Source organism: Gordonia polyisoprenivorans NBRC 16320 = JCM 10675 (genome assembly GCF_000241325.1).
Taxonomy (GTDB): Bacteria; Actinomycetota; Actinomycetes; order Mycobacteriales; family Mycobacteriaceae; genus Gordonia; species Gordonia polyisoprenivorans.
The window spans coordinates 79,754-101,709 of the sequence record NZ_BAEI01000056.1; the positions used below are offsets into that span (position 1 = coordinate 79,754).

The following is a 21,956-nucleotide window of genomic DNA, read 5'->3' on the forward strand; positions in this document are numbered from 1 at the left end:
CAAATGCCTGCTCACGTGGGTACGGTCGCTTTCGCCGCACCAAATCGGTGAGTGCCGGTCGTGGCGATCCGTCGCAGCGACCCACCGCACCCGCTCACGAGCGGCCACACGCCACCGGGCACCACACGGTGCCGGTGCAGTCCAGATCGATAACGAAAGACGGAGGAACCCGTGGCGCTTCCCCAGTTGACAGACGAGCAGCGCGCCGCTGCGTTGGAGAAGGCTGCTGCCGCCCGCCGAGCGCGCGCCGAGCTCAAAGAGCGTCTCAAGCGTGGTGGCACCGACCTCAAGCAGGTGCTCAAGGATGCCGAAGATGACGAGATCTTGGGCAAGATGAAGGTCTCGGCCCTGCTCGAAGCCCTGCCGAAGGTCGGCAAGGTCAAGGCGCAGGAGATCATGAACGAGCTGGAGATCGCCCCGACGCGCCGCCTGCGCGGTCTCGGCGATCGTCAGCGCAAGGCGTTGCTCGAGAAGTTCAGCTCCTGACCGAGCTCAACGAACACAGCAGCGTGATGGGCCAGCCCACACGTACGAGGGGCCGACTGGTGGTACTGGTCGGCCCCTCTGCTGTGGGCAAGTCGACGGTCGTCGCCAGGGTTCGGGAGCTGGTTCCCGACCTGTGGTTCAGCGTCTCGGCGACCACCCGCGATCCCCGCCCCGGAGAGGTCGACGGCCGCGATTATCACTTCGTGTCGCGCGCCGACTTCGACCGCATGATCGCCGACGGCGAGTTGCTCGAGTGGGCCGACATCCACGGCGGGTTGCAGCGTTCGGGGACGCCGCTGCGTCCCGTGGAGCAGGCGCTGGAGTCCGGCGTGCCCGTGTTGCTGGAAGTCGACCTGGTCGGTGCCCGCAATGTGCGACGCCGACTCCCCGAGGCGCACCTGGTCTTCCTGGCGCCGCCGAGCTGGGACGAACTGGAATCACGATTGCGTGGTCGGGGTACCGAAACGCCCGAGGCGATCGACGCCCGACTGGCCACCGCGCGCACCGAGATGGCTGCTCAGGACGAGTTCGATCACGTCATCGTCAACTCCCGAGTCGACCGCGCCGCCGACGAATTGGTATCCTTGCTGGTCGGACCCGAATCAGCGGCGAGCTGACCGCCGCAGGCGCCGACGACGCCGGTTCCCGCCCGGACATCAACCCCGACAGACTTCCAACCCCCACAGACTTTCCACCCCGACAACTCCCAGGAGTTCGCGTGAGCACGCAGACCAACTTCGACATGACCGAGATCGCCGACGCACCGGCCTACGACACCCCGTTGGGGATCACCAACCCTCCGATCGACGACCTCCTCGAGCGCGCTTCATCGAAGTACGCGCTGGTCATCTACGCGGCCAAGCGCGCCCGGCAGATCAACGACTACTACAACCAGCTCGGCGACGGCATTCTCGAGTACGTCGGCCCGCTCGTCGAGCCGGGTCTGCAGGAGAAGCCCCTGTCGATCGCGATGCGCGAGATCCACTCCGACCTGCTCGAGCACACCGAGGGCGAGTAGGAACCCCGCGGGCCCGCAGATGACCGCAGCGACGACCGGCCCGGCAGCACGCGGCCGCAAGCGCATCCTGATCGGGGTGGGCGGTGGGATCGCCGCCTACAAGGTGTGCTCGCTGATCCGGCACTTCACCGAGGACGGCCACGACGTCCGGGTCGCGCCGACGCGCAACGCGCTGGAGTTCGTCGGCGCCGCGACCTTCGAGGCGCTCTCCGGTAACCCGGTCAGCACCGAGGTCTTCGACGGCGTCGACGAGGTCGTCCACGTGCGGCTCGGCCAGGGCGCCGACCTGGTGATCATCGCCCCGGCGACCGCCGATCTGCTCTCCCGCGCCGCGACCGGCCGCGCCGACGACCTGCTCACCGCCTCGCTGCTGGTGGCGACGTGTCCGGTGCTGTTCGTGCCCGCGATGCACACCGAGATGTGGCGCCATCCCGCCACCCAGGCCAACGTCGCGACGCTTCGGGAGCGCGGCAACATCGTCATGACGCCCGCCTCGGGCCGGCTCACCGGGACCGACAGCGGACCCGGGCGACTGCCCGAGCCGCAGGAGATCGCCCTCATCGGTGAGCTCCTGCTCGACCGCGCCGACGCACTGCCGCACGATCTCGCCGGGGTACGCGTGCTGATCAGCGCGGGCGGCACCCGGGAGCCGCTCGACCCGGTCCGTTTCCTCGGCAATCACAGCTCCGGCAAACAGGGTTTCGCGCTCGCGCGCGCGGCCGCACAGCGCGGTGCCGAGGTCACCGTGGTGGCCGGGTCGACCGCCGGGGCCGGTGAACCCGCCGCCGTCGAGGTCGTCCCGATCGACAGCGCGCGTGAACTCGCCGCCGAGATGACCCACCGTGCCGCCGATGCCGACGTCGTCATCATGGCGGCCGCGGTCGCCGACTTCCGTCCGGTGTCCACCGCGGAATCCAAGATCAAGAAGGGCGACGCGGGGCCGGCTCCGGTCGAGTTGACCACCAATCCCGACATCCTGCGCGGACTCGTCGAGGCCCGCGACGCGGGGGCCATCCCGGTCGAGACGGTGATCGTGGGTTTCGCCGCCGAGACCGGCGACGAGACCGGCGGTGTCCTCGACCACGGGCGGGCCAAGCTCAAGCGCAAGGGGTGCGATCTCCTGGTGGTCAACGCCGTGGGAAATGGCAAGGCATTCGGCACCGAGGACAACACCGGGTGGCTGCTGTCGGCGCACGGCGAGGAGACCGCACTGCCGATGGGCACCAAAACACTCATGGCGAGCAGGATCCTTGACGCGGTCCGCTCGCTGGTGCCTGATGGATCGGGCACCGCAACGCCCGTCACGCACACGTCGTGACCCCTGTGTAGTTTTGTCTACGATCACCGGCGACGTCCGCACGTCGCCGTCACGACCTCGAGAGGATCCGATGTCCAGCTCTGCGTCCCGCCTTTTCACCAGCGAGTCCGTCACCGAGGGACACCCGGACAAGATCTGTGACGCGATCAGCGACTCGATCCTCGACGCCATCCTCGATCAGGACCCCAAGGCCCGCGTCGCGGTGGAGACCCTGGTCACCACCGGACAGGTGCACGTCGCCGGCGAGGTGACGACCAGCGCCTACGTCGACATCCCGGGCATCGTCCGCGGCAAGATCCTCGACATCGGCTACGACTCGTCGACCAAGGGCTTCGACGGCGCGTCGTGCGGTGTGAACGTGGCCATCGGCGCGCAGTCGCCGGACATCGCGGGCGGCGTGTTCAACTCCCACGAGAACCGCAGCGGCATCTCCGAGGACGAGATCGACGCCCAGGGCGCGGGCGACCAGGGCTTGATGTTCGGTTACGCCACCAACGAGACCCCGGAGTACATGCCGGTGCCCATCGCGTTGGCCCATCGCCTGTCGCGCCGCCTGACCGAGGTCCGCAAGTCCGGTGCACTGCCGTATCTGCGCCCCGACGGCAAGACCCAGGTCACCATCGAATACGACGGCGACAAGCCGGTCCGCCTCGACACGGTCGTGCTCTCCACACAGCACGCCGCCGACATCGACCTGGACAACATGCTCACCCCCGACATCCAGAGCCAGGTCGTCGACCCGGTTCTGGCCGAGCTCGATCTGCCGGGTCTGACCACCGACGGTTACCGGCTGCTGGTGAACCCGACCGGCAAGTTCGTGCTCGGTGGTCCGATGGGCGACGCCGGGCTGACCGGCCGCAAGATCATCGTCGACACCTATGGCGGCATGGCCCGTCACGGTGGTGGCGCATTCTCCGGCAAGGACCCATCGAAGGTCGACCGCAGCGCCGCCTACGCGATGCGCTGGGTCGCCAAGAACGCGATCGCCGCGGGACTCGCCGACCGTATCGAGGTGCAGGTCGCCTACGCCATCGGCCGCGCCGCCCCGGTGGGCTTGTTCGTCGAGACCTTCGGCACCGAGAAGACCGACCCGGTGGTCATCCGCCGCGCGATCTCCGAGACATTCGACCTGCGTCCGCTGGCGATCATCCGCGACCTGGATCTGCTGCGCCCGATCTACGGACCGACCGCCGCCTACGGCCACTTCGGCCGTACCGACGTCGACCTCCCGTGGGAGCGCACCGACCGCGCCGAGAAGCTCCGCGCGGCCGCCGGACTGTAGTCCCCGCGTTGGCGGCCGGTGGTGACCGCGCCGGGGCCCGTGAGCGTGCACACTCCGCACCCATCGCCCGCGTCCTGCCGATGCTGGGGCTCGCCCACCTCGACCGGCAGTTCGACTACCTGATCGACACCGACCAGGACGACGACGCCGTCCCGGGCGTGCGGGTACGGGTCCGCTTCGCCGGCCGGCTCGTCGACGGTTTCCTCCTCGAACGGATCGACGACTCCGACCACGAGGGGCGCCTGGGCTGGATCGAACGGATCGTGTCGGCGGAGCCGGTGCTCTCGGCCGAGATCGCACACGTGTGTCGCGCTGTCGCCGACCGGTATGCGGGCACGATGTCCGACGTCCTGCGATTGGCCGTCCCACCCCGCCACGCGCGCACCGAGGCGCAACCGACCCCCATGCCGAGCACGGAGGTGGTGGCGCCCGACCGCAGTGCCTGGCAGGCCTATCGCACCGGCGCGGCGTTCCTGGAGTCGTTGGCATCGTCGAATCCACGCGCGGTGTGGCAGGCCACCCCGGGAGAGAGCTGGCCGCATCGGCTCGCCGATCTCGCCGCGCTGACCGCCGCCGCGGGCCGCGGCGTGGTCATCGTCGTTCCCGACCAACGCGACCTCGATCGCCTTTCGGCGGCCTGCGAGCCGCTGTTGGGCGATCGCTGCGTCACCCTGGCCGCCGGTCTGGGGCCGACCGCCCGCTACCGGCGGTGGCTGGCGGTACGGCGTGGAGGAGCCGACGTCGTCCTCGGCACGCGCAGCGCGATCTTCGCGCCCGTGCACGATCTCGGGTTGATCGTGGTGTGGGACGACGGTGACGACAGCCTCAACGAACCGCGCGCACCGTATCCGCACCCTCGGGAGGTCGCGGTGCTGCGCGCCCATCACGAGCAGGCCGGGCTGGTGATCGGCGGCTACGCGCGCACCGCCGAGGCGCAGGCACTCGTCGCCTCGGGCTGGGCGCACGATCTCGTCGCCGACCGCGCCGTCATCCGCGAACGTGGTGCCGCGATCGAGGCCATCACCGACGAGGACGTCCGCGTTGCGCGGGACCCGTTGGCGCACACCGCACGTATCCCGGCGGTCGCCTTCGATGCCGCACGGCGCGCGCTGGCCGCCGACGCGCCGGTGCTGTTCAGTGTCCCGCGGCGCGGGTACATCCCGTCGCTGGCCTGTGCCCGCTGCCGCGAACACGCCCGCTGCCGGGCATGCCACGGCCCGTTGCAGATGGACGTCCACGGATCGTTGTCCTGCCGGTGGTGCGGGCGTCCCGAGACCAACTTCCGATGCCCGGAGTGCGGCGGCACCCGCGTCCGCGCCCTCACCGTCGGCGCCCGCCGGACGGCCGAGGAACTCGGCCGGGCCTTCGCCGGCGCGCCGGTCGTCACCAGCGGCGGGACCGGCGTCGTCGACGAGGTGGAGCCGGGACCGCGCGTGGTGGTCGCCACGCCCGGGGCCGAACCGGTCGCGCCGGGCGGTTACGGGGCCGCGGTCATCCTCGACACCTGGGCTCAGCTCGACCGAGCCGACCTGCGGGCCGAAGAAGATGCCGTGCGCCGGTGGATGGCCGTCGGCGCGTTGGTCCGGGCCCGGCGGCAGGGCGGCACGATGGTCATCGTCGCCGACTCGACGTTGCATCCGGTACAGGCGCTGATCCGTTGGGACCCGGTCGGTTTCGCCGAGACCGAACTCGGGCGTCGCGTCGAGCTCGGCTTCCCGCCCGCGGTCACCATGGCCTCCATCGACGGCCCGGCCGAGCTGGTCACCGGTTTCGTCGCCCAGATCGAGTTGCCCGACGGTGCCGACACGCTGGGCCCGGTGCCGCTGCCCGACGGTGTCCGCCCGCCCGCGGGCAGCGCCGACTGGGACCGGCCGGACGGGCACGGCGCTCCCGACGAGATCGAACGGATACTGATCCGCACCGACCGCCGCCAGGGTCGCCGGCTCGCCGAGGCCTTGCGCGCCGCGCACATCCGGCGCAATGCGCAACGCGAGACCGGACCGATCCGGGTCCAGGTCGATCCGCCTACGATCGGATGAGCGCCGCGCACGTCGTGCGCGGATCGAGATGATCGAACGAGTGGAGGAAACCGGCGTGAGAATCGTGTTCGCGGGAACACCGGAGGTCGCGGTGCCGTCACTGCGACGGCTCGTCGAGGGTTCCGAGCACGACGTCGTCGGCGTCATCTCCCGTCCGGATGCGGTCTCGGGCCGTGGCCGCAAGGTGCACCGGGCGCCGGTCGCCGAACTCGCAGATACCCACGGCATCCCGGTCATCACCCCGCGACGTCTCGGTGAACCCGAGGTTGCCGAGACGCTACAGGGGTGGGCCCCTGACGCCGGGGCGGTCGTGGCCTACGGCGGTTTGGTGCCGCCGCCGCTGCTCGAGCTGCCCACCCACGGCTGGATCAACCTGCATTTCTCGGTGCTCCCCGCCTGGCGGGGCGCGGCGCCGGTCCAGGCGGCGATCGCCGCCGGTGACGCCACCACCGGAGCCAGCACCTTCCGCCTCGAGAAGGGCCTCGACACCGGGCCGGTGTACGGGGTGCTGACCGAGACCATCCGCGACACCGACACCAGCGGTGAACTCCTCGACCGTCTCGCCGACGCCGGGGCGGGTCTGCTCGTCGACACCTTGTCGGGGATCGAGGCGGGGGCGCTGACCCCGGTTCCGCAGCCGGCCGACGGCGTCAGCCACGCCCCGAAGGTCGAGGTCGACGACGCCCGGGTGCGGTGGGACCTGCCCGCGCACATCATCGATCGCCGCATTCGCGCGCACACCCCGGCACCGGGCGCGTGGACCACCCACGGTGACCTCCGACTCAAACTCGGGCCGGTCGCGATCGCGGATTCGACGGCACCCGAAAAGTTGGCGCCGGGTGAGGTCCACGTGACGAAGAAGGCCGTGTTCGTCGGGACGGGCACCACCCCGGTCCGCCTGGGCCCGGTGCAGGCACCAGGGAAGAAGCCGATGCCGGCGACCGACTGGGCGCGTGGCGCCCGCCTCGACGAGGGGAGTGTGCTCGGATGAGCAGACCACGCGGTGACCGCAACGGGTCCAACCGCAGCGGGACCGATCGGGGCAATCATCGTTCCGGTCCGGGTCGCGGCTCCCGTAACGATCCGAAGGTGCGGGACAAGGCGGTCGATCCGGTCCGCGAGACCGCCCGCGATGTGTTGCGTGCCGTCCGTGAGCGCGACGCCTACGCCAACCTCGTGCTGCCGAAGATGTTGCGGGAGCGCCACATCAGCGGTCGAGACGCCGCACTGGCCACCGAACTGACCTATGGTTCGGCACGCGCACAGGGCATCCTCGACGCGGTCATCGCCGCCGCCGCGAACCGCCCGGTCGACGAGATCGACGGCAAGCTGCTCGACGTGCTCCGGCTGGGCACCTATCAGCTGTTGCGCACCCGGGTCGGTGCCCACGCGGCCGTCGACACCTCGGTGGACCTGGTCCGGTCCGAAGCCGGCATCGGGCCCGCCGGATTCGTGAACGCGGTGCTGCGCAAGGTCTCTCAGCGCGACGAGGAGCTGTGGGTCGATCTACTCGCCCCGTCCATGGCCGACGACCTGATCGGTCACCTGGCCTTCCGCTATGCGCATCCGCGGTGGATCGCGGAGGTGTTCTACGACGCCCTCGGCGGTTCGTTCGGGCAATTGCAGGCCGCGCTCGCCGCCGACGACGAGCGGCCACCGGTGCACCTCGTCGCGCGGCCCGGTTTCATCACGGCCGAGGAACTCGCGCTGACCAGCGGGGGAGAGATCGGCAGATACTCGCCGTACTGTGTCTACCTGCCCGGCGGCGATCCCGGTGACGTGGAGGCAATCCGGCAGGGCTACGCCGGCGTGCAGGATGAGGGCAGCCAGTTGGTGGCGCGGGCGGTGACGGTGGCCGACATCGGCGCCGACGGCGGTCGGTGGCTCGACATGTGTGCCGGGCCCGGCGGCAAGGCCGCCCTGATCGGTGCGCTCGCCGACATCGACAACGCGCACCTCGACGCCATCGAGGTCAGCGAGCATCGCGCCGACCTCATTCGCGGTGTGGTGCGCGATCTCCCGGTCGACGTCCATGTGGCCGATGCGCGCGATGTCACCGCCCACACCGGACTCGAGCCCGGCTTCGACCGGATTCTGCTCGACGCCCCGTGTACCGGCCTGGGATCGTTGCGCCGGCGGCCCGAGGCGCGGTGGCGCCGGCAGCCGACCGATGTTCCCGAACTCGTTGCGCTGCAACGAGAGTTGCTGACCGAGGCGCTGCGGCTGGTTCGTCCCGGCGGGGTGGTGCTGTACTCCACGTGCTCCCCGCACCCGGCGGAGACCACCGACCTGGTGTCAAGCGTGCTCGAATCGGTCACGACCGCACGCCAACTCGATGCGCGGCCACTCGTCGGCGCCATCGAACTCGGCGAGGGTCCGCATGTGCAGCTGTGGCCACACATCCATGGCACCGACGCGATGTTCCTCGCCGCGCTGACGCGCGACTGAGACGCGTGGACCGAGGAGCTGACGGGACCGGGTCAGACGGCGACGTCTTCGGCCGTCGCCGACCGCCATACCTCCACGGCGTCGGTGACCGGGAGCCCGAGTGCGTCACAAATGGCCACCACGGTGCCGAAACTGGGGGTGGCGATCCGGCCCACCTCGATCTTGCGCAGCGTCTCCGGCGAGATTCCCGCATCTCGCGCAATCGTTTCCGGGTCACGGCCGGCGCGGGCGCCGCGGAGCAGTGCGCCGAGCCGGCGGCCGGCCTCGACTTGTTCGGGGGTCAGTGGAACGCGCACCATGCCGGCCATCCTAGCCGGTATTACTGTACCGATCCATGGTAGCGTCGACGGGTATAGAAATACCGATGTGGTTCCGACCGATGCGATCCGAGTGGAGTGCGATGATCGAACTCAAGTCCCCGGCCGAGATCGACAAGATCGCCGTCACCGGCCGCTTCGTCGCCGAAGTCCTGCACGAGATCGGCGGCCGGGCCCGGCCCGGGGTGAACCTGCTCGACCTCGAAGCGCACGCCCGCACGATGCTCGACACTCGGGGTGCCCGGTCGTGCTATTGGGATTACTCGCCCTCGTTCGGTCGTGGCCCCTTCCGCAACGTGATCTGCCTGTCGGTGAACGACGCTGTGCTCCATGGTCTTCCGCACAACCATGTGCTGGCCGACGGGGATGTGCTGACCATGGATCTCGCGGTGTCGATCGACGGATGGGTCGCCGATGCGGCGGTGACCACCCAGGTCGGCACCGTCGACGACGAGGTGAGCGCCCTGATCGATTCGACGCGTCGTGCACTGGCCGCGGGAATCGAGAAGGCGGTGCCACAGGGCCGTCTCGGCGACATCTCCGCCGCGATCGGTGCGGTCGCCCACGCCGACGGCTACCGCGTCAACACCGACTTCGGCGGACACGGACTCGGGCGGACCATGCACGAGGACCCACACATCCCGAACACGGGGCGCGCCGGACGCGGCATCCGCCTCAAGTCGGGGATGGTGCTCGCCCTCGAGCCGTGGTGGGGCCTGGGTACCGACGAACTCGTGGTCGACCCCGACGGGTGGACCCTGCGTCTGGCCGACGGACGCGTCGGCGCCCACACCGAGCACACCGTGGCGATCACCGACGAAGGACCGCGCATCCTCACGGGGGTATGACCGATCCGGGGTATGGCCGATCCGGGGGTATGGCCGATCCGGGGGCATGACCCGTCCGGCAATTACCGATCCGGCACCAGGGTGCCCTGGTGATACAGCGCCACCCAGTGCCCACCGTCTTCCTGCCCACCGTCTTCCTGCCCACCGATTTCCTGCCCACCGTCGTACCGCCAGATCGTTGCCCGGCGCGACACCCTCTCACCCTGGTGCAGCGTATAGGTGACCAGCTGGGTGGCAGGGGCGATGCTGCGCACCACGAAATCCTCGACGCGCCAGTTCTCTTCGAGGTCGGTCGCGGCTGTGGTGCTGGCATGACGCCGGGCGAGCACCGACCACACGTATTCGCGGTCGTAGCGGCTGCCCGAGGCGCCGACCTCCGAGAAGTCCACATCGGTCATCCGGTCGAATTCGGCGCGGGAGAAGCCGCGCTCCCATCGGTGAAAGATCGGTTCACACCGCCACAGGGCCTCGGCGACCCCACCGGTGTCCTCGCCCGGGACCCCGCCGGTGTCGTTGTTCGAGACCTCGTCGTCCATGGTGTCGAGTGTCGCACCGGCGGCGATCGGTGGGCGCCAAACCCGACTTCGTCGGTGCCGCCCGGCCGCGTATGTTGTCTGCCATGAGTTCCCCGATTGCCCCGATGATCGCCCCGTCGATCCTCTCGGCCGACTTCGCCAACCTCGCCGCCGAGGCCGACGCGGTCTCCGGACCGGGACCCTCGCGCGCCGACTGGTTGCACGTGGACGTGATGGACGCCCACTTCGTCCCCAACCTCACCCTCGGGCTGCCGGTCGTGGAGAGCCTGCTCAAGGCCACCGACATCCCACTCGACTGCCACCTGATGATCGACGACCCCGGTCGCTGGGCCCCGCCGTACGCCGAGGCGGGCGCCTACAACGTCACCTTCCACGCCGAGGCGACCGACGACCCGGTCGCCGTGGCCAAGGACATCCGGGCCGCGGGCGGAAAAGCTGGTCTCGCCCTCAAACCGGGCACCGCGCTCGAGCCGTACCTGGCGATCCTGCGGGACTTCGACACCCTGCTCGTGATGAGCGTCGAACCGGGTTTCGGCGGCCAGAAGTTCATGCCGGAGGTGCTCGACAAGGTGCGCGAGATCCGCACGATCGTCGACGCCGGCGAGTTGCGGCTGCTCGTGGAGATCGACGGGGGCATCCACGACGGGACGATCGCCGAGGCCGCCGAGGCCGGCGTCGACTGCTTCGTCGCCGGGTCCGCGGTCTACGGTCCCGCCGACGCCGGTGCCGCCGTCGCGGCGTTGCGTGAGAAGGCAACGGCCGCACGGGTACACGCTCACTGACAACCATGATCCCCGACGAGGCGGTGCTGGCCGCCGCGATGCGTGAGGCCGTCGCCGAATCGCGAGCGGCACTCGGTGGGGTGTCGCCGAATCCGGCGGTCGGCGCCGTGTTGCTGACGCCGGACGGTACCGAGATCGCACGCGGTCACACCCAGCCGCCGGGCGGTGCGCACGCCGAGATCGAGGCGCTGCGCCGCGCCGGGGATGCGGCGCGCGGCGCGACCGCGGTGGTCACCCTCGAGCCGTGCAATCACACCGGGCGCACCGGTCCGTGCGCCCAGGCATTGATCGAGGCGGGTGTGGCCCGGGTGGTCTACGCCGTCGGCGACCCGAATCCGACCGCGGCGGGTGGTGCGGATCGGTTGCGTGCGGCGGGGATCGAGGTGATCGCGGGCGTCGGTGCCGTCGACGCACGGTCGGGGCCGTTGCGCGGCTGGCTGTTTCGCCAACGGTTCGGGCGCCCGCTGGTCACCGCGAAGATCGCGTCCACCCTCGACGGCCGGATCGCCGCGCCGGACGGCACGAGTCAGTGGATCACCGGGCCGCAGGCACGCGCCCGGGCCCATCGGCAGCGCGCCGAACTCGACGCGATCATCGTCGGCACCGGGACCGTCGTCGCCGACGACCCCGCACTGACCGCCCGGTTGCCCGACGGCACGCCGCATGCCCACCAACCCATCCGGGTTGCCATGGGGGAGCGCGACATTCCCGACGGCGCCCGGATTCGTGACGCCACGGTGGGTGGGTTCCGGCATGTCCGCACCCACGATCCGGTCGAGGTGCTCGCGGCGCTGGACGACACGACGTGGGTGCTGGTGGAGGGTGGCCCGGGGATCATCGGCGCGTTCCTCGACGCCGACCTGGTCGACGAGGTCGACAGCTATGTGGCGCCGACGATCCTGGGTGCCGGGCCGTCGGCGGTCGAACGGGCCGCGACGATCACGCTCGCCGACGCAACCGAACTACATCTGGCCGACGTCGAACGACTCGGTGACGACGTCCTGATCCGGAGTGTTTGCGACCGGTTACTGCCGTGAGCGTTACTGCCGTGAGCGTTACTGCCGTGAGCGTTACTGCCGTGAGCGCTTGCGGGCGCCGTTGCGCCCCAGGATCCAGCCCGCGAGCAGGCCGCCGAGCGCGACGATGGTGAGGATCAGCCACTGCCATGAGCTGATGGAGAACATCAGGAACCGCACCTGCACGTGCTGGGTGTTCTGGGCGATGAAGATGATCGCGACGATCACCAGGATCAGCGGGAGCCAAAAGCGTTTCAGGAGTCCGAGGACCATCTCGCCGGGTGTTCGAGCAGCGGGTCCGGTGGATGTCCGCGTCGAGTTGTCGGCCATGCTGGCGTCGCCTTTCGCCGTATACCGGGTCCGAGAACCCAGGCCTGGTGTGGTGAATCGTAGCGCAGTGGCGCTCGTCGCTGTGCGACAGTTGAACCCGCCTCACCGCGTAAGTGGACCGCCGTACTGGTTGGGTCCGCGACCTCGTGCTAGCGTCGATACGTACGTTCTCGGGGCGGGGTGAAACTCCCCACCGGCGGTGATGGTGGCGCACAGGCGACACCGAGCCCGCGAGCGCCCGTCCACCCGGACGGGGACAGCAGATTCCGGTGTGAATCCGGAGCCGACGGTCATAGTCCGGATGCGAGAGAACAAGACGGCCCTACGCCGTCCTGTCTGCTCCGAGCGAGCTCGACAGGAGGTAGAAGGTGTTCACAGGCATCGTCGAGGAACTGGGCACCATCGTCGGCCGAGATGATCTCACCGACGCGGCCCGACTCACCATTCGTGGCCCGCGGGTCACCTCCGACGCCGGATTCGGCGATTCGATCGCGGTCAACGGCGTGTGTCTGACGGTCGTCGAATTCGACGACCAGCAGTTCACCGTCGATGTGATGGCCGAAACCCTCCGTCGCAGTTCGCTCGATCGTCTCGGACTGGGCAGCTCGGTCAACCTCGAACGCGCCATGCGCGCCGACGGCCGGTTCGGCGGTCACATCGTGCAGGGGCACGTGGACGGCACCGGGACCGTCGTGGCGATCACCCCCTCCCAGAATTGGACGGTCGTACGCATCGGCGTCGATCCGCACCTGAGCCGCTATCTCGTGGAGAAGGGCTCGATCACCGTTGACGGTGTCTCGCTGACCGTCTCGGCGATCGGCGCCGGGAGCGAAGCGAGCGGGCCGGGGGAGATCGGCGCCGGGAGCGAAGCGAGCGGGCCGGGTGACTGGTTCGAGATCTCGTTGATCCCCACCACTTTGCAGGAGACCACTCTGGGGTCGGCGTCGGTCGGCGCGGTGGTCAATCTCGAGGTCGACGTCCTCGCCAAATACGTCGAACGACTCCAGGCGACCCGCGCCGAGTCGATCCGAACCCAGAACACAGCCGGCACGGCAGAGGTGAAGTGATGAGCGAGACCGTCAGCGACGAGACCGTGAGTGAATCAGCAAGTGCAGCAGTGCATCTGGATACCGTCGAGCGTGCGATCGCCGACATCGCGGCCGGCAGGGCCGTCGTGGTGGTCGACGATGAGGATCGCGAGAACGAGGGTGATCTGATCTTCGCCGCGGAAAAGGCCACCCCCGAGCTCGTGGCGTTCATGGTGCGCTACACCTCGGGGTATCTGTGTGTGCCGCTGGCCGGTGACGACTGTGATCGGCTGGGACTCCCGCCGATGTACTCGATGAACCAGGACAAGCACGGCACCGCCTACACCGTCACCGTCGACGCGCGGGAGGGCATCGGCACCGGGATCAGCGCCTCGGATCGGGCGACGACGATGCGGTTGCTGGCCGATCCGGCGAGTACCGCGGGCGATTTCACCCGTCCGGGCCATGTGGTCCCGTTGCGCGCCAAGGAGGGTGGCGTGTTGCGCCGGCCCGGGCACACCGAGGCGGCCGTGGATCTCGCCCGGCTGGCCGGTCTCGCACCGGCGGGGGTGATCTGTGAGGTGGTGTCGCAAAAGGACGTCGGGTCGATGGCCCAGACCGACGAGCTGCGCATCTTCGCCGACGAGCACGATCTCGCGTTGATCTCGATCGCCGACCTGATCGCGTGGCGACGCCGTCACGAGAAGCATGTGGTCCGCGTCGCCGATGCCCGCATCCCCACCCGGCACGGGGATTTCCGAGCCGTCGGATACACCAGCATCCACGACGACGTCGAGCATGTGGCACTGGTGATGGGTGATCTCGCCGGAGCCGACGGCAGCGGCAGTGATGTGCTGGTGCGGGTGCATTCCGAATGTCTCACCGGCGATGTCTTCGGTTCGCTGCGCTGCGATTGCGGTCCGCAGCTCGATGCCGCGATGGAGATGGTCGCCGCCGAGGGTCGCGGGGTGGTGCTGTACATGCGCGGTCATGAGGGGCGCGGCATCGGCCTGCTGCACAAGTTGCAGGCCTACCAGTTGCAGGACGCGGGCTCGGACACCGTCGATGCGAATCTGCAGCTCGGTCTGCCCGCCGACTCCCGCGACTACGGTCTGGGCGCACAGATCCTCGTCGACCTCGGGGTCACCTCGATGCGCCTGCTCACCAACAATCCGGCCAAGCGGGTGGGACTCGACGGGTACGGGTTGCATATCGTGGAGCGCGTGCCGATGCCGGTGCGGGCGAACAAGGAGAATCTGCGGTATCTGCGGACCAAGCGTGACCGGATGGGTCACGATCTCGACGGTCTGGAGAACTGGGACGGTCCGGACAACTGGGATCCGCACGGCACACTGGATTCGGCGGCCGGAGACGGCGGACCGTCATGAGCCGCGGACTCGTATGAGCTGCGGACCTGTACGAGCGGAGGACCTGTATGAGCGGACACGGTGAACCCACCCTCGAGTTGGGGGATGCGGGCAAGCTGCGCCTGGCGATCGTCTCGTCGCAATGGCACGCGACGATCTGTCGGGCGCTGCTCGACGGTGCGGTGCGCGCCGCAGCCGAGCACGGCGTCGACGATCCGACGATCGTGCAGGTGGCCGGTGCCATCGAGCTGCCGGTGATCGTGCAGGCCCTGGCGCGTACCCATGACGCCGTCGTCGCGCTGGGTGTGGTCATCAAGGGGGAGACCCCGCACTTCGACTACGTCTGTGACGCGGTGACCGCGGGCCTGACCCGGGTGTCGCTGGACGAGTCGACCCCGGTGGGCAACGGGGTGCTCACCACGTTCACCGAGGAGCAGGCCCTGGATCGGGCCGGTTTACCGGAATCCAAGGAGGACAAGGGCGCTCAGGCCACGACGGCGGCGCTGGCCTCGGCCCTGACCCTGCGCGCGCTGAGTCGCGGCGAGGCCTATCCCGGGTCGGTGACGACGGCCGCGGCATCGTGAACGAGGCACGACCGGAGCCCGCGGTGACCGATGCGTCGACGTCCGAGTGGGACATGGAGTACCGGTCGCGGCGCCTGCGGCTGATCGGCATCGTCGCCGCGGCGGTGGTGGTGGTCATCCACGTGACCTTCGGTCTACTGCTGACCATCTCCAACACCGGTCCGGACAACATCGGCTGGTCCGATCAGGCCGCGCTCATCTGCATCGGTCTGGTCGAGGCGTGCGCCATCATGTTGCTCGCCCGACCCCGCCTGCGGGTCGGCTCTCGTGGGGTGTCGGTGCGCAATCTGGCCACCGAGCGGCTCTTCGAGTGGGACCAGGTACGCGGACTCACCTACCCGGACAAGGGTTTCGGCGGCCAGCTCGAGCTCCCCGCCGACGAGCACGTGCCGGTGCTGGCGATCCAGGCCGGTGACGGCGCCCGCGCGATCGAGGCGATGGAACGCTACCGGGAGATCGAGCAGCTCTACCGTCGCGGCTGAGTCGGGGACACGCGATGATCGATCTCGACGCCGTGGGGCAGACCGCACTCGGGGTGGCCTATGTGCGCGCCTACGAATCGCTGCGACGTGATGCGCTGTTCGCCGACCCGTTGGCCGTTGCGTTGTTCGATTCCGCTCTCACCGATCCCGACGGCACCCTGCGGCCGATGCCGCCGGTCACCGATGCCGCGGGTCGCGAACGTCGCGGCATGTACCACTGGATCGTCGCCCGCACCCTGTTCCTCGACGAGCTGTTCCGATCGGCCGCATCCGACGGGATCGAGCAGTTCGTCATCCTCGGCTCCGGACTCGACGCCCGGGCCTTTCGGCTGGAGCTGGGACCGGCGGCGGTGGTCTACGAGCTGGACCGCCCGCCCGTGGTCGAGGTCAAGGAAGCTCTCGTCGCCGAGCACGAGCTGGTCGCCACCACCGGCCGCCGGGTCGTGCAGGCCGATCTGATCTCCGACTGGTTGCCGCCCCTGCTCGAGGCCGGCCTGCACACCGATGAGCCGACGTGCTGGCTCGCCGAAGGACTCCTGGTCTATCTGGAACCCGACGTCGCGCGGCGGGTGATCGACACCATCGGGCAGGCCAGCGCATCCGGATCACGGGTCGGGGTCACCGTCCGCTCCACGCGCCGCACACGCACCGATGGCCCCTTCGCGCAGGTGGCCGCGCTGTGGCACGAGGACCCGGGCATCGTCGGGCGTTTCACCGACACCGGGTGGACCTGTGAGCTCACCGACACCGTCTCGGTACTCGCCGCGGCGGGCCGAGCCGTCGATGCCGAGCTCGTGGGCCCGGGCACCGCCGACGACGGTTCGGCGGGGCCGTCGGCGAGTCTGCTCGCCGGCCGGTTCGAATCCCGATCCGTCGGCCGCGCCGACTAGCCTGGAACACGTGGCCGACCCGAGTACCTACCGTCCCGCGCCCGGGACGATCCCCACCGATCCGGGGGTCTACAAATTCCGTGATTCCCACGGCCGCGTCATCTATGTGGGCAAGGCCAAGAACCTTCGCTCACGGCTGACGTCGTACTTCGCCGACATCTCCTCGCTGCATCCGCGCACCCGCCAGATGGTGACCACCGCGGCGTCGGTGGAGTGGACGGTCGTCGGCACCGAGGTCGAGGCGCTGCAGCTGGAATACAACTGGATCAAGGAGTTCGATCCCCGGTTCAACGTCCGTTATCGCGACGACAAGAGTTACCCGATGCTGGCGGTCACGCTCAACGAAGAGTATCCGCGGCTGTTCGTCTATCGTGGGCCGCGGCGTCGTGGCGTGCGCTACTTCGGTCCGTATTCGCACGCGTGGGCCATCCGCGAGACCGTCGACCTGCTGACCCGGGTGTTCCCGGCCCGCACCTGCTCGGCCGGGGTGTTCAAGCGGCACGGGCAAATCGACCGGCCGTGTCTGCTCGGCTACATCGACAAGTGTTCGGCGCCGTGTATCGGTCGGGTCAGCGCCATCGAACACCGCGAGATCGTCAATGATTTCTGCGACTTCCTGGCCGGCCGCACCGACCAGATGATCAAGCGCCTCGAGCGTGAGATGGCCTCGGCCGCAGAAGCACTCGACTTCGAACGGGCGGCGCGTCTGCGCGACGACGTGGGGGCGATGCGGCGCGCGTTGGAGAAGCAGGCAGTGGTACTCGGCGACGGCACCGACGCCGACGTCATCGCCATGGTCGGCGATGAACTCGAAGTGTCGGTGCAGATCTTTCACGTCCGGGACGGTCGGGTGCGCGGTGAGCGCGGGTGGGTCGTGGAGAAATCCGATGACGACGACATCGGCGAGCAGGTCGGGCAGTTCCTCACGCAGTTCTATGGCGCCCAGGCCGATCTCGACGCGACCGTCGAGGTCGGCGAGGACCGCGAGCGCGGTGAGTCGGTGCCGCGTGAGGTCCTCGTCCCCGCGCTTCCCGCCGAGCACGAGGAGCTGACCGAGTTCCTCTCCGATCTGCGTGGCAGCCGTGTCAGTCTGCGGGTGCCGCAACGCGGCGACAAGAAGGCGTTGTTCGAGACGGTCGCGCGCAACGCGGGAGAAGCGTTGACGCAGCACAAGTTACGCCGTGCCGGTGATCTGACGACGCGGTCGGCGGCACTGACCGAGTTGCAGGAGGGCCTCGGACTCGACCAGGCCCCGCTGCGGATCGAGTGCGTCGACATCTCGCATGTGCAGGGCACCGATGTGGTGGCCTCGCTCGTCGTCTTCGAGGACGGCTTGCCCCGCAAGTCCGATTATCGGCACTATTCGATCCGCGAGGCCGCCGGCGATGGCCGCTCCGACGACGTCGGCTCGATCGCCGAGGTGACCCGCCGACGATTCCTGCGCCATCGCGCCGATCAGGCCGACGGTGTCGCCGCGCAGGTGGCTGCGCAGGTGGCCGCCGATCCCGATTCCAAGAAGGCGCGTCGATTCGCCTACCCGCCGAATCTGTTCGTCGTCGACGGTGGCGCGCCGCAGGTGCACGCCGCGGCGACCGTACTCGACGAGCTCGGCGTCACCGACGTCGCCGTGATCGGGTTGGCCAAGCGACTCGAGGAGATCTGGGTGCCCGGTGACGACGAACCGGTGATCCTGCCCCGCTCCAGTGAGGCGCTGTTCCTGCTGCAGCGGGTGCGCGACGAGGCGCACCGTTTCGCGATCACCTTCCACCGCAGCAAACGCAGCAAACGCATGACCGAGTCGGTACTCGACGGCGTCCCCGGGCTCGGACGCTCCCGGCGCACCGCGCTGGTCACCCACTTCGGCTCCGTCGCAAAACTGCGGGAGGCCACCGTCGACGACATCGCCGCGGTGCCCGGCATCGGCCCGGGGACCGCCCGGGTGGTGCACGAGGCGCTTGCCGGGGACGCGCCAGTGGCCGCCGATGCGCCGCAGGCCACCGACGATTCGGCGGCCGGACCGGGCGGGACCACACACGATGTGACGGTGGGATGGTCATGAACACGAGCAGCGGTATGAGCACGGACGGCACGAGCGGAGGCACGGATATGACCGACAGCGATCCCGCGCACGGGGCACCGGGAGGAGACGCCTCCGGTGCGCCCACCGACGGACTCGTCGTCCTGTTCGTCGCCGGCATGTCCGGCGCCGGTCGCTCCACGGTCGCCAACGTGCTCGAGGACGACGGCTGGTATGTCGCCGACAACGTGCCGCCCGCCCTGATCTCGACGATGGTCGACCTCGTCGCCGACAGCGATCCGCCGATTCTGCGGCTGGCCATGGTGTTACGCGCTTCCGACGAGAACCTCGGCGAGCAGTTGCGCACGCTGCGTGCACAACTCGCGGCCACCGGCACCCAGACGCGACTGCTGTTCCTCGACGCCAGCGATCAGGTGCTGGTCCGCCGCTTCGAGCAGGTCCGCCGTCGCCATCCGCTGCAGGGTAGTGAAACCCTGGTCGAGGGGATCGCGCGGGAGCGGGTGATTCTCGCGCCCCTCAAGGATTCCGCCGACCTCGTGGTGGAGACCTCGACGCTGACCGTCGCCAAACTGCGTGAGGTGGTGGAGGATTCGTATCCGCACGACGCGAGTTCCCGGCTCAGCGTCGCCGTGCAGTCCTTTGGGTTCAAGTACGGATTGCCGATCGACTCCGACCTCGTCGCCGATGTCCGCTTCCTGCCCAATCCGTATTGGGTGGCCGATCTGAGGGAACTCAACGGTCGCGACGCGCCGGTGCGAGAGTACGTCCTCGGACAGGACGACGCCGGTCGCTTCGTCGATCTCTACACCGAACTGATCGGTGTCGTGGGCAAGGGTTATCTCCGAGAAGGCAAGCGCTACATGACCGTCAGCATCGGATGCACCGGCGGCAAGCACCGTAGTGTCGCGATCTCCGAGGAGTTGGCGCGTCGCCTGCGGGTCGCCGCGGACGACGCGGGTGCCGCGCGCTACGACGTGCGGGTCATGCACCGTGATCTGGGGCGCGAATGAGTGCATTGCGGATCGCCGCGCTCGGCGGCGGACACGGCCTGTATGCGACGCTGACGGCGATGCGCTATCTGAGCCCCCACGTGACCGCCATCGTGACCGTAGCCGACGACGGTGGGTCGTCGGGCCGGTTGCGTTCCGAACTCGGGGTGATCCCACCCGGCGATCTGCGAATGGCGATGGCGGCGTTGATGTGTGCGCCGGCAGCCCTCGACGGTCTGGCCGGGCGTCGGGACCCGGACGCCGACCGGCGGCACCACGAGTTGTGGGCGGAGACCCTGCAGCATCGTTTCGGTGGTTACGGTGCGCTCGCCGGTCATCCGGTGGGCAACCTGCTGCTGGCCGGGCTGACCGAGGTCCTCGGCGATCCGGTGGCGGCCCTCGACGAGATGATGCGTGTGTTCGACGTCGATGGTCGGGTGCTGCCGATGTCGTCGGTGCCGCTGGAGATCGAGGCCGACGTCTCCGGACTGGAATCCGATCCGCGTATCTCCCGGGTCATCCGCGGTCAGGTGGCTGTGGCGACCACCCCCGGCAAGGTGCGTCGGGTGCGACTCCTGCCCGCGGAGCCGCCGGTGTGCGAGCCGGTGATCACCGCCGTCGACGAGGCCGATCTCGTGGTCCTCGGTCCGGGCTCGTGGTTCTCCAGTGTGATCCCGCACGTCCTGGTGCCGGACTTACTGGAGGCGTTGCAGCGCAGCACTTCTCGCAAGGTGTTGATCGTGAACCTGGCGCCGGAGCCGGGGGAGACCCCGGGGTTCTCGGTGGAACGACATCTGCATGTGCTGCACGCCCACGCCGACACGTTCACGATCGATCATGTGGTCGTCGACGAGTCGTCGGTGCCCGCCGGGCGGGAGCGCGAGCACCTCGAGAGGGCCGCCGGGATGTTCGGCGCGAGCCTGGAGATCGGTGATCTCGCCATTCCCGGCCGCCACGTCCACGACCCGGCGAAAGTGGCCGGCCTGATCAAGCAACTGTGTTCGCGTGAACCGACCCGTTAGGCTGGCCCAACGTGGTTGAGCGCGGGCAGGGGAGGCCAGGGCGCGCCCTGGGGAGTACAGGCATCGGGTCCGCGGATGACAGGAGGACCCGGCGATGACAGGAGGACAGGGACCGGTGGCGATGACCGCGGCGGTGAAGGACGAATTGAGTCGGCTCGCCGTGACGCAGGTGAGTCCGCGCAAGGCCGAGGTGTCGGCGCTTCTGCGGTTCGCGGGAGGCCTGCACATCGTGGCCGGGCGCGTGATCGTCGAGGCCGAGGTCGACATGGGCAATGTGGCGCGACGGCTGCGCCGGGAGATCCACGACCTGTACGGATACACCTCCGAGGTCCACGTCCTGCGAGGCGGCGGACTACGCAAGTCGGCGCGCTACATCGTGCGGGTCACCGCCGACGGTGAGGGCCTTGCCCGACAGACCGGGCTGCTCGATCTGCGCGGCCGACCGGTCCGGGGTCTGCCCGCGCAGGTTGTCGGCGGCAGTATCGCCGACGCCGAGGCCGCCTGGCGCGGCGCGTTCCTGGCGCACGGGTCGCTGACCGAGCCCGGCCGGTCTTCGGCGCTGGAGGTCAGCTGTCCCGGTCCGGAGTCGGCCCTGGCACTGGTCGGGGCGGCGCGGCGGCTCGGGGTGTCGGCGAAGGCCCGCGAGGTGCGCGGCGCCGACCGTGTCGTCATCCGCGACGGTGAGGCGATCGGCGCGCTGTTGACGCGGATGGGCGCACACGACACGCGCCTGGTCTGGGAGGAACGCCGGATGCGCCGGGAGGTGCGGGCGACGGCCAACCGGCTCGCCAACTTCGATGACGCGAATCTGCGCCGCTCGGCGCGCGCCGCGGTCGCGGCCGCCGCCCGGGTGGAGCGCGCGTTGGAGATCCTCGGCGATGAGGTCCCCGACCACCTCGCCGCGGCCGGGCATCTTCGCATCACCCACCGGCAGGCCTCGCTGGAGGAACTCGGCCAGCTCGCCGATCCGCCGATGACCAAGGACGCCGTCGCCGGCCGGATCCGCCGGCTGCTGTCGACCGCGGACAAGAAGGCGCACGCCGAGGGCATCCCCGACACCGAGTCGGCGGTCACCTCGGATCTGCTCGACGAGGCGTGACCCACCGTTGTCGACCCGATCGTTCGGTCGGCGGTAC

23 protein-coding genes and 1 riboswitch are annotated in these 21,956 nt (G+C 69.4%); of the genes, 20 read left to right on the plus strand and 3 right to left on the minus strand.

The window, feature by feature from the left end; genetic code table 11:
• Positions 1–171: 171 nt before the first annotated feature.
• From mihF to GOPIP_RS13645, 8 genes are all read left to right on the plus strand, one after another.
• Entirely contained in the window at positions 172–486 is a 315-nt protein-coding gene (gene mihF, locus GOPIP_RS13610) for an integration host factor, actinobacterial type (protein WP_006370261.1), read from the plus strand.
• A gap of 26 nt (positions 487–512) precedes the next feature.
• The gene (gene gmk / locus GOPIP_RS13615; RefSeq protein WP_014359925.1) at positions 513–1,103 is read left to right on the plus strand and encodes a guanylate kinase; all 591 of its coding nucleotides are present in this window, start codon (positions 513–515) and stop codon (positions 1,101–1,103) included.
• Positions 1,104–1,204: 101 nt separating this feature from the next.
• Complete coding sequence (gene rpoZ / locus GOPIP_RS13620; RefSeq protein ID WP_006370263.1) at positions 1,205–1,504, plus strand: DNA-directed RNA polymerase subunit omega; 300 nt, start codon at positions 1,205–1,207, stop codon at positions 1,502–1,504.
• Positions 1,505–1,523: 19 nt separating this feature from the next.
• Positions 1,524–2,822, plus strand: coding sequence for a bifunctional phosphopantothenoylcysteine decarboxylase/phosphopantothenate--cysteine ligase CoaBC (gene coaBC, locus GOPIP_RS13625; protein WP_006370264.1), 1,299 nt, complete (start codon positions 1,524–1,526; stop codon positions 2,820–2,822).
• A gap of 70 nt (positions 2,823–2,892) precedes the next feature.
• Positions 2,893–4,104, plus strand: coding sequence for a methionine adenosyltransferase (metK, locus tag GOPIP_RS13630; protein WP_006370265.1), 1,212 nt, complete (start codon positions 2,893–2,895; stop codon positions 4,102–4,104).
• 8 nt (positions 4,105–4,112) lie between these two features.
• Positions 4,113–6,143 (plus strand): primosomal protein N', encoded by a 2,031-nt coding sequence (locus GOPIP_RS13635; protein WP_006370266.1) that lies wholly within the window; start codon positions 4,113–4,115, stop codon positions 6,141–6,143.
• A 55-nt stretch (positions 6,144–6,198) separates the two neighbouring features.
• Entirely contained in the window at positions 6,199–7,134 is a 936-nt protein-coding gene (fmt, locus tag GOPIP_RS13640) for a methionyl-tRNA formyltransferase (RefSeq protein ID WP_014359927.1), read from the plus strand.
• Entirely contained in the window at positions 7,131–8,591 is a 1,461-nt protein-coding gene (locus tag GOPIP_RS13645) for an RsmB/NOP family class I SAM-dependent RNA methyltransferase (RefSeq protein WP_006370268.1), read from the plus strand. The genes fmt and GOPIP_RS13645 overlap by 4 nt, the downstream gene beginning before the upstream one ends.
• 32 nt (positions 8,592–8,623) lie before the next feature.
• On the opposite strand, the gene GOPIP_RS13650 is transcribed toward GOPIP_RS13645, so the two are convergent.
• Positions 8,624–8,890, minus strand: a complete 267-nt coding sequence (locus GOPIP_RS13650) for a helix-turn-helix transcriptional regulator (RefSeq protein ID WP_014359929.1) — start codon at positions 8,888–8,890, stop codon at positions 8,624–8,626.
• A 101-nt stretch (positions 8,891–8,991) separates the two neighbouring features.
• Between GOPIP_RS13650 and map the strand changes: the two genes are divergently transcribed.
• Positions 8,992–9,756 (plus strand): type I methionyl aminopeptidase, encoded by a 765-nt coding sequence (map, locus tag GOPIP_RS13655; RefSeq protein WP_035728029.1) that lies wholly within the window; start codon positions 8,992–8,994, stop codon positions 9,754–9,756.
• A gap of 62 nt (positions 9,757–9,818) precedes the next feature.
• On the opposite strand, the gene GOPIP_RS13660 is transcribed toward map, so the two are convergent.
• Positions 9,819–10,292, minus strand: coding sequence for a nuclear transport factor 2 family protein (locus GOPIP_RS13660; RefSeq protein ID WP_006370272.1), 474 nt, complete (start codon positions 10,290–10,292; stop codon positions 9,819–9,821).
• 104 nt (positions 10,293–10,396) lie between these two features.
• On the opposite strand from GOPIP_RS13660, the gene rpe reads away from it, so the two are divergent.
• Both rpe and ribD read left to right on the plus strand, forming a co-directional pair.
• The gene (gene rpe / locus GOPIP_RS13665) at positions 10,397–11,074 is read left to right on the plus strand and encodes a ribulose-phosphate 3-epimerase (protein WP_193361617.1); all 678 of its coding nucleotides are present in this window, start codon (positions 10,397–10,399) and stop codon (positions 11,072–11,074) included.
• Positions 11,075–11,079: 5 nt separating this feature from the next.
• Positions 11,080–12,111 carry a bifunctional diaminohydroxyphosphoribosylaminopyrimidine deaminase/5-amino-6-(5-phosphoribosylamino)uracil reductase RibD gene (gene ribD, locus GOPIP_RS13670; RefSeq protein WP_006370276.1) on the plus strand — a complete coding sequence of 344 codons (1,032 nt, stop codon included), beginning with the start codon at positions 11,080–11,082 and terminating at the stop codon, positions 12,109–12,111.
• A 33-nt stretch (positions 12,112–12,144) separates the two neighbouring features.
• Here the strand turns inward: ribD and GOPIP_RS13675 are convergent, their stop codons facing one another.
• The gene (locus GOPIP_RS13675) at positions 12,145–12,420 is read right to left on the minus strand and encodes a lipopolysaccharide assembly protein LapA domain-containing protein (RefSeq protein ID WP_006370278.1); all 276 of its coding nucleotides are present in this window, start codon (positions 12,418–12,420) and stop codon (positions 12,145–12,147) included.
• A gap of 162 nt (positions 12,421–12,582) precedes the next feature.
• A riboswitch (FMN riboswitch) is annotated at positions 12,583–12,737 on the plus strand.
• Positions 12,738–12,788: 51 nt separating this feature from the next.
• Between GOPIP_RS13675 and GOPIP_RS13680 the strand changes: the two genes are divergently transcribed.
• The 9 genes from GOPIP_RS13680 to whiA all read left to right on the plus strand — a co-directional run bounded on the left by GOPIP_RS13680 (position 12,789) and on the right by whiA (position 21,919).
• Positions 12,789–13,487: a riboflavin synthase gene (locus GOPIP_RS13680; protein WP_006370280.1), complete on the plus strand. Its 699-nt coding sequence runs from the start codon at positions 12,789–12,791 to the stop codon at positions 13,485–13,487.
• Entirely contained in the window at positions 13,487–14,836 is a 1,350-nt protein-coding gene (locus GOPIP_RS13685) for a bifunctional 3,4-dihydroxy-2-butanone-4-phosphate synthase/GTP cyclohydrolase II (RefSeq protein ID WP_006370282.1), read from the plus strand. Before GOPIP_RS13680 ends, GOPIP_RS13685 begins: the two co-directional genes overlap by 1 nt.
• Positions 14,837–14,883: 47 nt before the next feature.
• Positions 14,884–15,399, plus strand: coding sequence for a 6,7-dimethyl-8-ribityllumazine synthase (gene ribH / locus GOPIP_RS13690; protein ID WP_006370284.1), 516 nt, complete (start codon positions 14,884–14,886; stop codon positions 15,397–15,399).
• Positions 15,396–15,881 carry a PH domain-containing protein gene (locus GOPIP_RS13695; RefSeq protein ID WP_006370286.1) on the plus strand — a complete coding sequence of 162 codons (486 nt, stop codon included), beginning with the start codon at positions 15,396–15,398 and terminating at the stop codon, positions 15,879–15,881. Before ribH ends, GOPIP_RS13695 begins: the two co-directional genes overlap by 4 nt.
• A gap of 14 nt (positions 15,882–15,895) precedes the next feature.
• Positions 15,896–16,771, plus strand: coding sequence for an SAM-dependent methyltransferase (locus tag GOPIP_RS13700; RefSeq protein ID WP_006370288.1), 876 nt, complete (start codon positions 15,896–15,898; stop codon positions 16,769–16,771).
• Positions 16,772–16,781: 10 nt separating this feature from the next.
• On the plus strand, positions 16,782–18,830 hold the full coding sequence (gene uvrC / locus GOPIP_RS13705; RefSeq protein WP_006370289.1) for an excinuclease ABC subunit UvrC: 2,049 nt from the start codon (positions 16,782–16,784) through the stop codon (positions 18,828–18,830).
• 47 nt (positions 18,831–18,877) lie between these two features.
• A complete protein-coding gene (gene rapZ / locus GOPIP_RS13710; protein WP_006370290.1) occupies positions 18,878–19,819 on the plus strand; it encodes an RNase adapter RapZ in 942 nt (313 codons plus the stop codon).
• Positions 19,816–20,820 (plus strand): gluconeogenesis factor YvcK family protein, encoded by a 1,005-nt coding sequence (locus GOPIP_RS13715; protein WP_006370291.1) that lies wholly within the window; start codon positions 19,816–19,818, stop codon positions 20,818–20,820. Before rapZ ends, GOPIP_RS13715 begins: the two co-directional genes overlap by 4 nt.
• Before the next feature lie 121 nt (positions 20,821–20,941).
• Positions 20,942–21,919 carry a DNA-binding protein WhiA gene (gene whiA / locus GOPIP_RS13720; protein WP_170320206.1) on the plus strand — a complete coding sequence of 326 codons (978 nt, stop codon included), beginning with the start codon at positions 20,942–20,944 and terminating at the stop codon, positions 21,917–21,919.
• The last annotated feature ends 37 nt before the right edge of the window (positions 21,920–21,956 follow it).

Coding starts and splice junctions, on each gene's coding strand:
- gmk (WP_014359925.1), top strand. CDS start 513: ATGGGCCAGCCCACACGTACGAGGGGCCGACTGGTGGTACTGGTCGGC.
- GOPIP_RS13700 (WP_006370288.1), top strand. CDS start 15,896: ATGATCGATCTCGACGCCGTGGGGCAGACCGCACTCGGGGTGGCCTAT.
- coaBC (WP_006370264.1), top strand. CDS start 1,524: ATGACCGCAGCGACGACCGGCCCGGCAGCACGCGGCCGCAAGCGCATC.
- rpe (WP_193361617.1), top strand. CDS start 10,397: ATGATCGCCCCGTCGATCCTCTCGGCCGACTTCGCCAACCTCGCCGCC.
- GOPIP_RS13715 (WP_006370291.1), top strand. CDS start 19,816: ATGAGTGCATTGCGGATCGCCGCGCTCGGCGGCGGACACGGCCTGTAT.
- rapZ (WP_006370290.1), top strand. CDS start 18,878: ATGACCGACAGCGATCCCGCGCACGGGGCACCGGGAGGAGACGCCTCC.
- metK (WP_006370265.1), top strand. CDS start 2,893: ATGTCCAGCTCTGCGTCCCGCCTTTTCACCAGCGAGTCCGTCACCGAG.
- whiA (WP_170320206.1), top strand. CDS start 20,942: ATGACCGCGGCGGTGAAGGACGAATTGAGTCGGCTCGCCGTGACGCAG.
- GOPIP_RS13685 (WP_006370282.1), top strand. CDS start 13,487: ATGAGCGAGACCGTCAGCGACGAGACCGTGAGTGAATCAGCAAGTGCA.
- ribH (WP_006370284.1), top strand. CDS start 14,884: ATGAGCGGACACGGTGAACCCACCCTCGAGTTGGGGGATGCGGGCAAG.
- GOPIP_RS13675 (WP_006370278.1), bottom strand. CDS start 12,420: ATGGCCGACAACTCGACGCGGACATCCACCGGACCCGCTGCTCGAACA.
- map (WP_035728029.1), top strand. CDS start 8,992: ATGATCGAACTCAAGTCCCCGGCCGAGATCGACAAGATCGCCGTCACC.
- ribD (WP_006370276.1), top strand. CDS start 11,080: ATGATCCCCGACGAGGCGGTGCTGGCCGCCGCGATGCGTGAGGCCGTC.
- GOPIP_RS13660 (WP_006370272.1), bottom strand. CDS start 10,292: ATGGACGACGAGGTCTCGAACAACGACACCGGCGGGGTCCCGGGCGAG.
- GOPIP_RS13645 (WP_006370268.1), top strand. CDS start 7,131: ATGAGCAGACCACGCGGTGACCGCAACGGGTCCAACCGCAGCGGGACC.
- GOPIP_RS13650 (WP_014359929.1), bottom strand. CDS start 8,890: ATGGTGCGCGTTCCACTGACCCCCGAACAAGTCGAGGCCGGCCGCCGG.